This is a genomic window from Desulfatibacillum aliphaticivorans DSM 15576, from assembly GCF_000429905.1.
GTDB lineage: Bacteria > Desulfobacterota > Desulfobacteria > Desulfobacterales > Desulfatibacillaceae > Desulfatibacillum > Desulfatibacillum aliphaticivorans.
Genome location: NZ_AUCT01000045.1, coordinates 18,433 through 33,696 on the forward strand (window position 1 = coordinate 18,433; position 15,264 = coordinate 33,696).

The window sequence follows — 15,264 nt, forward strand, 5'->3', positions numbered from 1 at the left end:
CGTGATAGGGGATGGACGCCGTAAGCCGGCGGGGTTATCAGGAATGAGTGGCCTTGAGAATGTGGATGAACTCATCGTTGAGAATCCGGGCGACAAAGGCCATTTTCCAGCCGGAAGTGGCGCGCTGGTCCAGGGGATCGTCCGAGCCTCCTGCGCCAAAACCCTTGCGGACGTTCTTAAGGGAGCCTTCCAGGTCGGAAACGCCCAGGCCGTCCTTGGCCATGATGGGCAGGTAATACTGGTCCGGGCTGCCCGAAACCTTGTAAGCCTCGGACGTCATGAGCCACCGCACATTGCCCGTGGCGCCCCATTCCGCGTCCATGACCGAATCCTGGGACCCGTATTCCACCGTGGACTTGAAGCCGTCCACATTTTCCAGGTCATCCACAAGATCCGTATGCATGATCCCCCAATACGCGCGGCGCACCGGCGAGGTGCCCACGCCCTGGCCGGCGTCCACCCTGGGGGCGATCATCTTGGCGTTATAGCCAAGGAGAATCTTCACAATGCCGTCGATGTCGCCCTTGGTAACTTCCGTAGGGGTCGAGCCGTTGCTTCCCTTGGAGGCGTCCGTGGCGCTGGCGCAGGAGGCGATGATGTCCCGGACGATTTCGTCCCGGGTCTGGCCGGCCTGGAAACCCAGCTTTTCGCCGGCAATGGTCCATTCCTCGTCCTCCACGGTCTGGTCCACCACGTCCGTGATGTGCACAAAATCGCCGTACCACGAAATGCTGGCCGAAAGATCGGTCTTGGAGAGCTTCTGGCCGGGGGGCGTAATTCCTTCGGTCAGGGGCGTGACCGCGGTGGACAGGTTGGAGTACCTCCGAAACTTGATGGTGTTTCCGCTTTTTTGGGGCAGGGGCCTGTTCTGGGCGAAAAGCTCGTGCACCAGCTCCGGCTTGGCTGCATCCAAAAGCACCTTGTCGTAAAACAGGCTGACTGCGGGGTCCACCTGCGTGGTGGTGGTCAGATTGTCTGGCATGGTTTAACCTCCGATTTTGATTTTTCCGGCCTTAACCCGCTCCTTGTACGCGGAGAACTCCGCATCGCTCATCTTGGCGATGCGGCTGGCTGCGGATATGCCCGACCCGCCTGCTGCGGCGCTGGCCGATCCCGGCTTTTCGGAATTGGCCAGGATGCGTTGCATCTGGGAAGCGACGTCCCCCTGGGCGCCGCCCTGGATGGAGGGCGACAGGCTGGCGATGGAATAGGCTGCGGCCAAGGGATTGCCGCTGTAGCGGATCACGTCCATGAGGCCGGGGTTGCTTTTAAGCACCTGGGGTAAATGTTCCTTGATGGTCTTGGCGAAGCCGGGATTGGCCACGGCGAAGGAAAGCTGGGAAGCCAGGGCCTCGATTTGATGCGCCTGGCCCTGCAGGGCTTTTCTGGCCTCCCCCACGGTCAGCGGGGCGTCTTCGGCCATGCCGTCCAGGACTTCCGGCTTGGACGCCGGATGATTGCGCACCAGATCCAACTGCCTGCGGTACAATGCGGCCTGGTCGCGGGCGTTCTTCAATTCCTCGCGCACGCTTTGAACCACGGACAAAGGCACGGTTTTCGTCTCCTGAGAGGCTTCCCGTCCTGCATGCTGCGGCAAAGCTCCGGCTGCAGCCTCCGGGGCGTCAACCCCGGTCTGATTGATTGCTTCCCCGGCGGCGGGAAGGTTTTCTGCGCCCGTGTTCGTTTGCACGTTTTCCATGGATTTCTCCTTTTCCCCATTTAGGGGACGTCTCTCAAAAACTCAGTAAAGTGAAAAATTTACATTTTCAGGTTTAACCGTGAATAATGGGCAATCGTCTGGCTGCGGCTGCAATTTCAGGGACCAACTCGGCCGGCGGGGCCTTGATGACGCTGGGGCGGTCCAGAGGCAGGACCCAGAGCCGTTTTGCCCGGCCTTTTTGGTTGTCGACGTGGAAGCACATGGTCCCCAGCATCTTGGGAGGTTGGACGCCGGAAAGCACGATAGTGGTGCGAATGCGCTTTTCGTCCGTAGGATCCTGACGGCTGGCGACCAACAGGTAATAGGCCTTTTTGCCCTGATTGGAATCCACCACCTTGCGAATCCGGTCCATGACCTCCCGGCCCATCATGGCCCGGGCGTCGCCCATGAGCAGGGTGGCGTCAGGGGAGAACAGGCTGGGCTGCTTGACGATGATCTCCGGCATGGTTGGGCTCCTTTTGCATTTTTCGAATGACGGGCATGGCCTGGCGCAGGGCGCCGCGGTCCATTTGGGCGATCTCCCGGGCGGTGCGGACCCGTTCCCCGGTTTCGGCGGCCAGGTTCTTCATGGCCTGGGTCTGCTTTTGGGCCGCTCCTGCCAGATCGCTGCGCATCTTGGCTCTGGCCAGGTCTTTCTGCAAACGCATGAGGGCGGATTGGCCCTGGGCCTGGGAGGCTCTGGCCTTTTCCTCCTCAGCCAACATGGCTTGCAGACGGCCTTTGTCCTCGATGGGCGCGGCGTCCAGGACGGCTTTCCAGGGAATGGGCGCGCCCATTTGCTTGAGGCTGACAAGCTGGGCGAAATACATTTGCCGCTGGGAGTCGGATAAAACCCCTTCCACGGGAATGGCGTCGTATTTGCCGAAGTCTCCGGTGAAAAACTCCCGGGTCGGGGGCTGGCCCAAAATCCGGGAAACTTTCTGCGGGGTGTAGTTGGCCTGGATGAGCTTGATGAGCTTTTGGCCCACCAGTTTTTTTGCCAAACGATAATTGTCGAAGATGTCTTGCAAAATGGTCAGCCCGGCGGCCTGCCGCATTTTGGCCAGGATGCCGGCAATCTGCATGTGGTCGCTCTCGGCCATGCCGAAGAGCTCGGAATTGGCCCCGGGGATCTCCATGATGTCCTTGTCCAGGATTTCCGAAAGCTGCATGAGGCCCGCGGGAATGTCCGGAGGCAGCATACGCTGGGCCTGATCCATGTCGCCTTTCATCCAGACCACCTGGCCCTGGCCGCTTTGGTACAGGGCTTCCGGATTGACCACGCTGTTTTCCCGGGCTTTCCAGCCTGTGGAAATTTGGGAGTCGATGATGTCCAGCATCTTGGAGCGCCGTTTGTTCACCTCGGTCTGGGGATCGCGCATGCACCGGACGATCCCCTGGAGCTTCCAGCTCGCCTGGTCGTATTCCGGCTCGAAAAATCCCAGCACCGGAACGAAAGGAAAATCCTCCAGCCCGCCCGGTTCCGGCCCCTGGTGAATAAGCTGGTCTTCCACGAACACGGCCAGCTCCACGCTGCGGCGCATGGTTTCAAAAATCTTCAGCCCGGGGTGGGCGGAAAGGAGGCGCTCCAGGGTCTGAGCGTCCCCTTTCCATGGCAGGCTTAGGCCCGCGGCGGGATCCATAAGGATGGTGAGGGGCTTGTGGGTGCGCGTCCAGAATTCGTCGTACCGGAGCAGGTTGTCCCCGGCGGGATTGCGGGCCAGGGCGCCGTATTCATACTTGCCGTCCGCAACGCCCCTTGGGCTGATGTTGTCTATCAAATGCCGCTTGCCGGCCGGCAAAATGGATCGGACGGCGTCCTTGGTCAAAAGCTCCCGGCGGCAGATGTAATTGCAATCCGACAAGTCGCGCTCGGAAAAAGCCGGGTCCAGCAAAAACCGGTTGTGGGGCGCCCGCTTGATCTTGATGTCCCCGTTCAGGGGATCGCGGGAATAATCCACAAAAAGATTGACCAGGTTGACGCCGGTTTTAAGGGCGCCCGCGGAAAAGGCGTCCGACATGACGTGATAGGCGTTACAGGACTGCATCTGCCATTGGCACAGGGCGGAAAGCTGGGAGGCCGTGGCCTGGTCCGATCCTTCCACGGGATCCACCTTGAGGGCCAGCCGGTTTTTCCGCTGATATCCCTCAATCAGCTTGACCACCCGCCGGACCTTGTTGAACACCAGAGCGCTCCGGCGCTGTTTTTCCAGGTAGCGTTTGGCCGAGGCGTCCCACTGGTCGCCCAGCATGACGGAGAGGTCGGTATTGGCTTCGGACAGGAAAGGCGCCCAATAGGCGTGAGCGCGCTCGTAAGCCTGGGTAAAATCCTTTTTGATGTCGTTTTCGTTCATGGATTCCTCAAGGGGGTGAAGGGTTCCGATGAAAATCAAACGCCCATGGGCGGGGCGTATTGCTGATACATTCGGCAGGCCTGAGAGGCGGTCATGCCCAGGGACTCCCGCTGGCAGAGGTCCAATCCCACGGCCAGGTAACGAAATGCGTCGGCGGCGTGGCTGGTCCAGTCGTGATGGGGGATGGCCCCAAAGCAGGCTGTGCGTTCGTTGTAAACCCGCCTGTATTGGCGAAGGGCTTCCAGGCCTTTGGCGCACTTATGCTGGTCGAACCAGCAACGGGGGATGATCAAACGGGCTGCGTTTATGCCGTCGGCCAGGGGCAGGTTGGGCGCTACGGAAAATGACACGCCCAGGCTTTTGGCCGATTCCAGGCGGCTTTTTCCCGTCCCCAATTCCCGCACCCGGATGTCGTGGGGCGCCAGGTGGGTTCCGTACAGATAATCGCGCTCCCGAAGGGCTCGCACGTAATAATCCAGCCCCTGACCGGCGTCCTCCAGGTAATCCACCACCCGGATTTCTCCGCCGGGCGAAACCTGAAAAAACCACACTGCGGTGGAGTCGCTCATGCCCAGGTCCCAGGCTGTATGGACGGGGAGAGCGCGCTCCACGGGCAGGGTAACGATGCGGCCTTCCTTTTCAGCCTGAGCGATCAAAGGCCCGTAATAGGCGCCTACTATGGCGGCGGAAAAGCTGCACTCGAACTCCTGCTCATACTGTTCGGGCGTCATCTCCTTTTTTGCGGCGTCCAACTCATCCCGCCCAACAATGCCGGTTTCCGAAGCCCGATACATGGCGCAAAACCAATCCGGGTCGCTTCTGGCGAACTGATACAGGTCGTAAAAAGCGTTGTGCCCGCGGGGGGTGCCGATAAACATGGCCCAGCCTAGCCGGTCGGATAGGGCGGGGCGTATGATCTCGCCCCAGACCCGTTCGGGCATTTGGGCCATTTCGTCCAGAACGGCGCCGTCCAGATAGATTCCCCTGAGGCGGTCGGGGTTGTCCGCGCCCAAAAGGGTGATGCGGGCGCCGTTAGGGAGGTCGCACCGCAGTTCGGTTTCGTGAAAAGTCGTTCCGTTTATGGCGCCTGCAAACTTCTTCAGGTAGTCCCAAACCACGCTCTTGGCCTGCTTGTACAATGGGGCGATGTAGGCGTACCTGGGTGCAGGCAGGGGGTTTTGGCAGGCTTTCATGACGAGCTCGTTGACGGCGGCCACGGTTTTTCCGAACCTGCGGTGGCAAACCAAAACGGAGAATCGCTTTTTGTTCTGATGAATCTCCCATTGATGCCGGCGAGGGCGATAGGGAATCGTCACGCTGTGAAACCCTTGCGGATCAGCATTTATATTTGGCGCTGTTTCTTGCATTCCCTATAAATCCTCTCCGGCCCACCGGATCTCCATTGGCCCTGGCTGTTCTTCCTTTTTCCCGAACATTCCCAAATGCTTGCCCATCAATTCAGCCGCCCGGATCGCCGTGGAATACTGTTTGGCCTCCATGGCGCCTTCCCGGGCGTCCTCCAGGTATTGAAGGACAACCTCCTGCGTCAGCTCCTGCTCAAGACTGGATTGAGACTGAGGGCTCATTGTTTTCTCCCGGAACGCCTAAAAACCAGTCTTCGTCCAGTTCTTCAAAAAATCCGCCTCCGTTAAGAGAACGCGGCTCCCCCAACACGCCGTCCGGGTCGTCTCCGTAGCCGTATTCGTCAAACAAATCTTCCCATTCCATGATCTTCTCCTTTGAAAAGAGGGTCAAAACAAAGGGAGGCGCCCCTCGAATGGCTAAAAGCATATCACGGGTTTCGGCCGGGTTCGGTCTATGCACAGGTATGGACAGAAGGGGGCGATGCAGGCCCAGTTAAAACTATTGACAGGTTTCTCATGGGGAAAAACTTATAATTGTGTCAGTAAAGACTATGGGCTTGACCTGCAAAGCAAGGTGTAGTCTAATAAGTGATAATCTCCATAGAAATTATAATGAAAGCAAACATATGAGCGCAATTGCAGGGCCAGCCCCCAATAAGGGGGATCTGGAAAAACGCATTTTTGAACTGGAAGCGGAGCTTGCCTTATTACGCTCTTGGCGCACCAATGGCGGGGACGATCTTTTTCGCACTATGTACGAATCCTCCAACGTCGGCATCGCCAGAGTGGCGCTGGATTTCACCATCCTGGAGGCCAACAGGGCGTACTGCGGGATGTTAGGCTATTCCGAAGAGGAACTGATTGGAAAAACGCTCCAGGAAATCACCGCGCCCGAGTCCCTTCCTGAAAACATTGAAAAGCAAAAGCAATTAAGAGACTTGAAAATAGACTCTTTCCGTATGGAAAAGGAGTTTATCCGCAAGGACGGATCCCAGGCCTGGGGGCTTCTTCACGCCAGCGTCATTAAAAACGGACAGGGGGAAGCCCAGTATTTTTTGGGAAGCGTGGCGGACATAACCGACCGAAAAAAGGTGGAAGCCGAGCTGCGGGAAAGCGAGTTTAAATACCGAACTTTATTTGAAAATATGGAGCAAGGCGTATTTTACCAGAAAGATACGGGCGAGCTGTCCGACGTCAACACCAGGGCTTTGGAGCTTTTTGGCCTGACGCGCGATGAGTTTTTGGGAAGGACTTCCAAGCATCCGGAGTGGAAGGTTTTTGATGAAGAAGGGAACCTCCTGGAGCCCAAGGACCATCCCTCAATAAAAACGCTGCGCACGGGCCGGGCGGTACGCGATCAGGTGGTGGGAGTATACAATCCCCGCAAGAAGCAGATGGTGTGGCTGAGCGTCAGCGCCACTCCCCAGTGCAGCCATGATCACGAGCTTCCCTGCCAGGTCTTTGTCACCTTGCACGATCTGACGGCGCTAAAAAACATGCAACGGCGCTTGTCCCAAAGCCACAAGCTGGAAGCCATCGGCACGCTTGCAGGAGGGATAGCGCATGACTTTAATAACTTGCTTAGCGTCGTATTAGGAAACGCAGAGCTGGCCATAAGCGACACCCCCCATGACAGCCCGGCGGCGGAAAGCCTGCTGGAAATCCAATCCGCCGGCATGAGGGCGCGGGACGTGGTCAGGCAGCTTTTGGAATTCGCCAAGCCGGAAGGCAAGAGAAAGCAACTGGTGGACTTCATAGGCATTGTGCAGGAGTCCATAAGGTTTTTGCGGGCCACAATTCCTTCCACCGTGGATATCCAGGTGAAAATCCTGATTAACAAGGCGCCTGTCATGGCTGATCCGTCCAACCTGTATCAGGTCATGATCAACCTGTGCACCAACGCCGCCCACGCCATGGCGGGCCGTGGGGGAGTTCTGGGCGTAAACGTGGCCCGGCACGAAAGCAACGGCGAAGATCCCGATTTTTTCGCCTTGGCGCCTGGTGAATACGTAAGGCTTTCCGTATCCGACACCGGGATTGGGATGGACGCGCAAACCCAGAACAAGATATTCGACCCCTATTTCACGACTAGAGACGTGGGAGAAGGCGCCGGCATGGGGCTTGCCGTGGTGCACGGCATTTTGGAAACCCACGGAGGACGGATCCATGTGGAAAGCGAACCGGAAAAAGGTTCTACCTTCACCGTGGTTTTTCCCCTGGCTTCAGCCCTGCCCACGGCGCCGGCCTTAAACGGAAACGGTTATGAAGGCGGCAACGAACGGATTTTGTTGGTGGATGACGAGGCTTCCGTACTGCGCACCATGAACATGATGCTGGAACGCCTGGGCTACCAGGTAACCCCATACAACGACGCTCCGGAAGCCCTGAAAGCCTTTAAAGAGAGGCCGGAGGATTTTGACGCCATTGTTACGGACATGACCATGCCCGGGCTTACCGGCGTCTTGCTTGCGGAGGAGGCCATCGCCGTCAAACCGGGTGTCCCGGTGGTGTTGTGCACCGGTTATTCGGAAAACATTGACGAAGAAACAGCCAAGGACCAGGGCATTTCGGCTTTTATCATGAAGCCGGTGGTGCGCAGGGAGATGGCCCGGGTTATCCGGTTCGCCCTGGACGGGGCCGGGTCATCCGGCCGCGCTGTGAAATCGGGCTAATTCCGTCCCAAACAAGCCCATGGCCTGCTCCAAACCTCTTAACGAGGATTCGATCATATATTTCGTCAGGCGATCAAACGGGTGCGTCGCCCGAAACAGGAGCACCCTTGCGTTTATGTCCACGGCAAAGGCGCCGTATAAAATTTCCCGATTAATCTGCAGGACTCTTTTGAAAAACTCCTCCGTATTATTTTCCGGAACCACCGACACGATCTGCTCCATAATAAGCACTTCGCCGTCGCAATCAAAAACCATGTTGATTATGGCGTTCGCCTCGTCGCTGGCTACGAGCAGGCCCCGGCTCACGTCTTCCTTGACAATGGAAACCCCTAGATCTTCCAAAAGGTCCCGGGTTCTTACACAATTCCATGACCCGGCCATATAATCCTCCAAACAAACTGCGTGTTACGGCTCCATCGAAAGATGGTCCAGGTAATTCTGCGCGTCCTCGCTCCCTGAATTCGCCGCCGTGACAAAGGCTTCCATGGCGGCGTCCTCTTCCCCGGCGAGCAAAAGGATGCGCGCCTTCCCGTAAGTATATACCGGGTTATCAGGGCTATACTCCAAAGATTTGTCGGTATGCTTCAGGGCGAGGGAATAATCTTTTAATTCGGCGTAGGCCAGGGCCGCTGCAAAATGGGCGGCCGGGCTTTCGGGATTCAGTTCCAAAGCTTTTTTATAGGATTTCAAAGCAGCGTTGGGCCCGCCGTACATGGCGGACAGATTGCCTTTTTCCACCAGAGCGGCCACTTCCCGGGCAAGCAATTCTTCGGGAGTCAGTTCTGGCTCGGCGTAATCCGTCTCCGGTTCAGCGTACTCGCCCGTCTCCTGGTATTGCCCGCCTTCCGATGCCTCCGGCTGGAACATTTCATCGTCAGGCTGCATCACAACGTCTCCCTGCATGGCCCTGCCGGGGCCGCCGGGAGCCATGCCCTGAAATACGCTCGCCAGGCTTTTGATTTCATTGGGATCCAGCGCCATCTCCGCCCGCATCATGCCTTTACCGGCATCGATTGTCATACGCATTTTGGCGGGAGGAATATTGCGCGGCATTTTGCCGGAAGGATCGTTTTCAGCAGCCATTTTCATGATCTCGCCCAGGTCCATATCCATGGTGAAAAGGGGACCCGCGGCCTTGCCGGGCCTGAGGGATTTGGCCTTGGCTATCAGGCGGCGAAGATTGACGTCGGACGAGGCCACAAGCACCAAATCGTCTTTGGCGGCCATGCGGACGTCTATGGCCATGGTCCGGGTCTTGTTGGTCCCGGGAACCGGCTCGGTGATTTCGGCGGTCATACCTTTGACCTCCAGGTCCGAAATTTTGGAGTCCAACGCCCTTTTCCAAACCGCCATACCAGGCGTATTGGCCAACTGCGGGCTGTTTGCAGACATATCCACGGAGCACTGGATCAACTGGTCAATAAGGATCGACGCCGCCCCGGGGTTCTTGACGCACCAAATGCCTTCCAAAACAATATCATCTTTTCTCAAGGTCATGCCTGCGACGTACTCCCCGGTCATTTCCTGCATGGGAACCTCGAAACAGGTCATGTTGATGCCCATCTTTTTATAAAACGGCCCCAGGGATTCCGTTAAAATATCGGCGAACGCAGAAACGTCGTAAGGCCGGGAACGGTATGTGATTTCTCCTGTAGGCTTATAGTTGGCCAGCTTGGCCTCCCCCTCGAGGGGAGGGACCATGGCCTGAGCCAGGCGGGTTCCAGGCATGGCGGTTCCCTCAAAAGACAAGGCCGCTTTGGAGCGAGTGAGGGTAAGCCCGATTCCCAGAGTCTTGAGTTGCTTCATGACGTCCATGAGCCCCTTGGACATCAACCTCATATCCTGTGCGGAAAGCTCCCCCTGGCTCTGGGCGGAAGCCTGGCTTAAAGCGGAATTCAGGCCGGCTTCCATTTGTGCGACGTAGGCGCTTGCGGGAATTTCAACAAACAGGGAATCCTTGGCTTTTTTGGCGGACTCCTTTTCCAGGGCGGCGGCGACATCCCCGGGCATGGGCCCCATGGGAGGGTAGACGATCCGGTAGTGGTCCGAGCCGGCCTGGGCCTGCGTCAATTGCTGAAAACTCTGACTGGGCCGCAAAAACGGGATAAACCCATAGACAATGGGCGTCTCGCCTTCCATATAAACCATGGCGACGGCCGACCGGTTGGGATCGATCCAATCCGTGCCGCCCATCATCGCCCTGGCCGGCAGGGTGACGGCCTGGCCGGGATTGGCCTCTGCAGCCCATTCGTCTATGATATCAAATACTTCATTGATGTCATTAATCCGGACTATCGCCATGTCTTCCAAATTCGGCTGACACCAGGCGGGAAAAACCCCGCCGGCTGCAAAAATTAAAGCCAAGGCAAAAGACCATGCCAGCAGGAATCGCGTTTTCATAACGTTCTCCTTTTACAAATTACAAACAGACCCGGCAATTACGGAAAAGAGATATTATCCCCACTTTATTTTCGTTGTAATATCACACCAGTCCTTTCTTGTCTTTTGAAAATCGTTAATTTTCCAGTGAAACCCGTCACATGCCGTTTTTTATTTAGCAAAAAGGCCCGTCTGATTATATTTATGTAAGGGTTTTTTTGGCTTGACACATGGAAAATCGGTGTGCTAATGCCCTCATATTATGGGAAACGCAATGAAATATACCGGTTTTTGGTGGTGGCGCAGCTTACTCAGCCGGTGAGGTGCGTCTTGCGAACTTTCCCATAGACGAAAACATAAAAGGAAAACGCGGGCAGCCTCAAAGGCCCGCGATTTTTTTATACCGCGGGCCAACCGGCTTGGCGGTATTTTTGTTTAAGCGGCCGGTCCCTGAGTACGCCCAAACGGCTGTTCATTATAACACGCCCCGCTCGGCGGGGACGCAATCAACCACGGGCCTGAAGCGGCCCAAACCTCAGAAAAGGGGAGACTTATCATGGCTTCGCACAAAATCCTTTTGACCGAAGACGAAATGCCCAGACAATGGTACAACATTCTGGCAGACATCAAAATGAACCCGCCCTTGGGACCGGACGGAAATCCCGTTTCTCCGGATCAGCTGGCTCCGGTTTTTCCCATGAACCTCATTGAGCAGGAAGTCAGCCAGGAGCGTTGGATCGACATTCCGCAAGAGGTTATGGACATTTACACCCTGTGGCGTCCGTCTCCCCTGGTTCGCGCCACCCGTTTGGAAAAGGCTTTGGGAACCCCGGCCCGCATCTACTTCAAAAACGAAGGCGTAAGCCCCGCCGGAAGCCACAAGCCCAACACCGCCGTTCCCCAGGCTTACTACAACAAGGAATTCGGCATTAAAAAGATCACCACCGAAACCGGCGCCGGCCAGTGGGGCAGCGCGCTCTCCTTTGCGTGCGCCCAGTTCGGCCTGCAGTGCACGGTTTATATGGTGCGCATCTCTTTTGACCAGAAGCCCTACCGCAAGTCCATGATGGGCGTGTGGGGCGGAAAATGCATCGCCAGCCCCAGCACCCTGACCAAGGCCGGCCGCGATGCCCTGGAAAGAGATCCCAACACTCCCGGCTCCCTGGGCATCGCCATCTCCGAAGCCGTGGAAGCGGCCGTCAGCGATGAAACCGGAGAAACCCGCTACTCTCTGGGCAGCGTCCTCAATCACGTTATGCTGCATCAGACCGTCATCGGCCTGGAAGCCAAAAAGCAATTGGAAAAGGTGGGCGAATACCCGGACATCGTCATCGGATGCGCCGGCGGCGGCAGCAACTTCGCCGGCCTGGCCTTCCCCTTCGCCCAGGACAAAATCAACGGCAAGCACGTGGAAATCTACCCCGTGGAACCCGCAGCATGCCCCACGCTGACCAAGGCTCCCTTCGTCTACGACCACGGCGACGTAGCCGGATACACCCCGCTGCTGCCCATGCACAGCCTGGGACACGCTTTCGTGCCAGCCCCGATCCACGCCGGCGGCCTGCGCTATCACGGCATGGCCCCCACGGTCAGCCAGTTGGTGGACGAAGGCCTCATGGACGCCAAATCCGTGAATCAGCTTGATTGTTACGAAGCCGGTCTTATCTTTGCTAGGAGCGAGGGACATATTCCCGCGCCGGAAACCACCCACGCCATTGCGCAGGTGATCAAAGAAGCCAACAAAGCCAAGGAAGAAGGCAAGGAAAAGGTCATCCTGTTCAACTGGAGCGGACACGGAGCGCTGGACCTGGGCGCCTACGAGAAGTACCTTGCGGGCGAACTGCACAACTTTGAGCTGACGGACGCCGAAATGAACGAGGCTATGGAGATTTTCAAGAATTATCCCAAGCCGGAGCACCTGAAGAGCAGGTAAATGAGCGCTGAAAACAACCCTATGGTTAGACGCTGCCCGCGTTTGGGCAACCCCATCGCCTTCCCCTATTGCATGAAATGCGGGGAAAACAACGGCGTCTGCTTCAAAATCCTGGATTGCTGGTGGGAAGTCTTTGACGTGGCTTCCTACCTGAAGGACGCCCTCGCTCCCGAGGACTTCCAAAAGCTGGCCGCCGCGCAGGAAACCGGCCCCCAATCCAAGATGGCCTCTCTGCTGAACGTGGTGGAAAAGGTTTCCAAGTAAAGGAAAAAAACCGGGCCGGGATCCCTTATAGGATCCCGGCCTCAAAAATTTTATCCATCAAACACAGGAGGTTCCTTTGATTATCAGACAACTGGCCGTCGGCCCCCTGCAAGCCAATTGTTTTATCGTGGGATGCGAAAAGACCAATCAGGCCGTGGTCATCGACCCGGGCGGAGAAGCGGACAAGATCCTCATGTCCCTGGCCAACCACAAGCTGACCCTCACGGCTATCTTGAACACCCATGGCCATTTCGACCATGTGGAGGGCAATAAAGGCCTGAAGGACGCCACGGGCTGCGACATCTACATTCACGAAGAGGACGCCCCCATGCTCCAGATGGTATCCTCCCTGGCTTCCAGCTTTGGGCTGCAAATGCAAAACTCCCCTCCCGCGGACAAATATCTCAAAGAGGGCGACGTGATTACCGTCGGAGAAGAGAGCCTGAAAGTGCTCCATACACCCGGCCATTCTCCCGGCGGAGTCTCATTCTGCGCTGACGGCGTGGTCTTTGTGGGCGACACCCTGTTTGCAGGGTCCATCGGCAGAACCGACCTTCCCGGCGGCAGCTACAACCAGCTTATCGCCTCGGTTAAGGATAAAATCTTCCCCCTGGGAGATGAGTGCGTGGTCTGCGCCGGGCACGGGCCGGAAACGACCGTAGGGCGCGAAAAAATGTATAATCCATTTTTTCAATAGATTATTCAGCAGCTTTCCATACAAAAATCAGGAGAGGCACGGATTTTTTCCGCCCTCTCCTTTTTTTATTAAAGAAGCGTCAAAATATTGCCGATTAGCCCATCAGGCAGGCTTGGGCGCCAAGTCGGCCGTTTTCCGTCAACTTTTTTCAGGAGTGTGGACCATGATTGCAGGAATCAACGCGTCAGTTTCGGCTCTTAACGCCTACGGCCGGAAGTTTCAGTCCACTGCCAACAATACAGCCAATATCGACACGGACGGCTATAAAAAGACCCGGGTAACCATGTCGGAAGCCGCCAACGGCTCCGTGGAGGCCAAGTCGGAAAAGGTGGATGCGCCCGGCCCCATTGTAAGCGAACTGACCTCCGAGGGCTCCGTGCTGGTGGAAAAATCCAACGTGGATCTGGCCCAGGAAGTGACCAACCAAATCCTGGCGGCCAGGGGCTACGAGGCCAACCTGGCTTCGGTCAAGGCCTTTGACGAAATGCTCGGCTCCACGCTCGACCTAATAAAATAAACATAATATCAAATAGTTAAACGATGTCGATCATTCATGGCGGGAGGGCTGAAAGCCTTCCCGTTTTTGTTTTTTAGGTAACGTTGTTAGGGTGGAAAACAGCATGAATTTGGTGTATTGTTCAGCAATAGAAATCAATTATCTGATATCACAAGTGTATGATCAAAAATAGCGCCTATAGGGCGCAAAAACCGGAGCTTATGAAACTCAAAGAACCCAAGTATAAAATTCTGGAAGCAGAGCTGAAAAAAAACATCATCTCCGGAAAATGGAAAGTCGGGCGGCTCATCCCCACTGAGACGGAATTGTGCAAGTCCACGGGCACAAGCCGGGTTACGGTCCGGCGGGCCCTTTCCAACCTGGAAGGGGAAGGGCTTATTGACAGAAGCCCGGGCAGAGGCACCATAGTCACGGATTTCAAGGAAGCGGAAAATCAATGGTATGCGCGCGGATTGATCAGCCAGTATATCTACACCCAGGATTTCAACAGCGAACTCTTGTCCGTGGAAAGCGTGATTCCGTCTCCGGCCGAGTATGTCTTCAGGGGTTTTGACGACCCTGAAAGCATCACCCGCTTTCGCATTTTAAGAAAGGTCGGCAAGACGCCCTATATTCTCAACACAACCTACATATCCAGCGAGTACGCCGACGACGTGCTCAGCCGTTTTCACCACGAGGAAAACGCCTTTATTTTTCAGATCCTGGAGGAAATCACGGGCAAGATGGTCCATAAGGTGGAGGATGTCATGGACATCCAGCCTGTTGTGGGGGAAGCGGCCCAACTTCTGGAAGTCGCCGAAGGAACGTCCGTTTTTTATCTCACCCGCATCCTAACGGACGAGGACGACCATCTGGTCCAGGTGACCAGAATGCGTCAGCGCCCCGACGTCCAGAAGCTCTCCGTCACCTTCGAAAAAAAGGTTAGAAGCAAAAAATGAATTTGTCCAGCATGCCCTTGACTATGCCCTCAAGTACAATTGAACTAAGTTAATCTAAAATTATAACTCGATATTAAGCCATGATTTTAGGGAGGTGAGGGTGTTATTAAAATACTATAGAGTTGTTGAAAAAACAGCAAAAAGTCTTACTATTTTCTTTGCATGGGGATGTTGGACGTGTGCCTTCTTATATAAAAGATATATTTTTATCATTATTGGTTTTTTGCCCTATATCATAATTTACAACTATTTTGTTCGAGGATATTTATCTGCAAAATACGAAGAGGAGAATGAGAATTCAATAAAGGTTCAGGACAATCAAAATTCTGGGGGGCTTCCATAGCCATTTTAGAGGGGTTGTCATATTAACTTCTAAAGTTTCGCAGATGCTATAGACATCTGGTCAATTATTGTTTTTTCAATAATGTCAAGGATGTAATTCATGAC

The 15,264-nt window shown here is 55.8% G+C and carries 15 protein-coding genes; 6 read left to right on the forward strand and 9 right to left on the reverse strand.

Annotation, left to right across the window (positions count from 1 at the left end; translation table 11 throughout):
• Nucleotides 1–37: 37 nt before the first annotated feature.
• From G491_RS34645 to G491_RS35695, 7 genes are all read right to left on the reverse strand, one after another.
• Entirely contained in the window at nt 38–982 is a 945-nt protein-coding gene (locus G491_RS34645) for a N4-gp56 family major capsid protein (protein ID WP_015948707.1), read from the reverse strand.
• Between the two features lie 3 nt (nt 983–985).
• Nucleotides 986–1,699: a hypothetical protein gene (locus G491_RS0125485; RefSeq protein WP_028316552.1), complete on the reverse strand. Its 714-nt coding sequence runs from the start codon at nt 1,697–1,699 to the stop codon at nt 986–988.
• 73 nt (nt 1,700–1,772) lie between these two features.
• Nucleotides 1,773–2,165 (reverse strand): hypothetical protein, encoded by a 393-nt coding sequence (locus G491_RS0125490; RefSeq protein WP_028316553.1) that lies wholly within the window; start codon nt 2,163–2,165, stop codon nt 1,773–1,775.
• Nucleotides 2,122–4,053, reverse strand: coding sequence for a portal protein (locus G491_RS0125495; protein ID WP_157468575.1), 1,932 nt, complete (start codon nt 4,051–4,053; stop codon nt 2,122–2,124). Before G491_RS0125495 ends, G491_RS0125490 begins: the two co-directional genes overlap by 44 nt.
• Before the next feature lie 35 nt (nt 4,054–4,088).
• On the reverse strand, nt 4,089–5,420 hold the full coding sequence (locus G491_RS0125500; RefSeq protein ID WP_035220166.1) for a terminase large subunit domain-containing protein: 1,332 nt from the start codon (nt 5,418–5,420) through the stop codon (nt 4,089–4,091).
• A 3-nt stretch (nt 5,421–5,423) separates the two neighbouring features.
• Nucleotides 5,424–5,639: a hypothetical protein gene (locus G491_RS0125505; protein WP_015948702.1), complete on the reverse strand. Its 216-nt coding sequence runs from the start codon at nt 5,637–5,639 to the stop codon at nt 5,424–5,426.
• The gene (locus G491_RS35695) at nt 5,611–5,781 is read right to left on the reverse strand and encodes a hypothetical protein (RefSeq protein ID WP_015948701.1); all 171 of its coding nucleotides are present in this window, start codon (nt 5,779–5,781) and stop codon (nt 5,611–5,613) included. Before G491_RS35695 ends, G491_RS0125505 begins: the two co-directional genes overlap by 29 nt.
• Nucleotides 5,782–6,043: 262 nt before the next feature.
• On the opposite strand from G491_RS35695, the gene G491_RS34650 reads away from it, so the two are divergent.
• Nucleotides 6,044–8,089 (forward strand): hybrid sensor histidine kinase/response regulator, encoded by a 2,046-nt coding sequence (locus G491_RS34650; RefSeq protein WP_051327522.1) that lies wholly within the window; start codon nt 6,044–6,046, stop codon nt 8,087–8,089.
• On the opposite strand, the gene G491_RS0125520 is transcribed toward G491_RS34650, so the two are convergent.
• Both G491_RS0125520 and G491_RS0125525 read right to left on the reverse strand, forming a co-directional pair.
• On the reverse strand, nt 8,060–8,470 hold the full coding sequence (locus G491_RS0125520) for a YbjN domain-containing protein (protein WP_015948699.1): 411 nt from the start codon (nt 8,468–8,470) through the stop codon (nt 8,060–8,062). The genes G491_RS34650 and G491_RS0125520 overlap by 30 nt on opposite strands.
• Nucleotides 8,471–8,494: 24 nt before the next feature.
• Nucleotides 8,495–10,489: a tetratricopeptide repeat protein gene (locus G491_RS0125525; protein WP_028316556.1), complete on the reverse strand. Its 1,995-nt coding sequence runs from the start codon at nt 10,487–10,489 to the stop codon at nt 8,495–8,497.
• A gap of 535 nt (nt 10,490–11,024) precedes the next feature.
• Here G491_RS0125525 and G491_RS0125530 point away from each other — a divergent pair.
• The 5 genes from G491_RS0125530 to G491_RS34655 all read left to right on the forward strand — a co-directional run bounded on the left by G491_RS0125530 (nt 11,025) and on the right by G491_RS34655 (nt 14,817).
• Nucleotides 11,025–12,401, forward strand: a complete 1,377-nt coding sequence (locus G491_RS0125530; RefSeq protein ID WP_028316557.1) for a TrpB-like pyridoxal phosphate-dependent enzyme — start codon at nt 11,025–11,027, stop codon at nt 12,399–12,401.
• Complete coding sequence (locus G491_RS32525; protein ID WP_015948696.1) at nt 12,402–12,665, forward strand: hypothetical protein; 264 nt, start codon at nt 12,402–12,404, stop codon at nt 12,663–12,665.
• 76 nt (nt 12,666–12,741) lie between these two features.
• The gene (locus tag G491_RS0125540) at nt 12,742–13,362 is read left to right on the forward strand and encodes an MBL fold metallo-hydrolase (protein WP_028316558.1); all 621 of its coding nucleotides are present in this window, start codon (nt 12,742–12,744) and stop codon (nt 13,360–13,362) included.
• A 163-nt stretch (nt 13,363–13,525) separates the two neighbouring features.
• Nucleotides 13,526–13,879 carry a flagellar basal body rod C-terminal domain-containing protein gene (locus G491_RS0125545; protein WP_028316559.1) on the forward strand — a complete coding sequence of 118 codons (354 nt, stop codon included), beginning with the start codon at nt 13,526–13,528 and terminating at the stop codon, nt 13,877–13,879.
• Nucleotides 13,880–14,079: 200 nt separating this feature from the next.
• Complete coding sequence (locus G491_RS34655; protein ID WP_051327523.1) at nt 14,080–14,817, forward strand: GntR family transcriptional regulator; 738 nt, start codon at nt 14,080–14,082, stop codon at nt 14,815–14,817.
• Nucleotides 14,818–15,264: the final 447 nt, after the last annotated feature.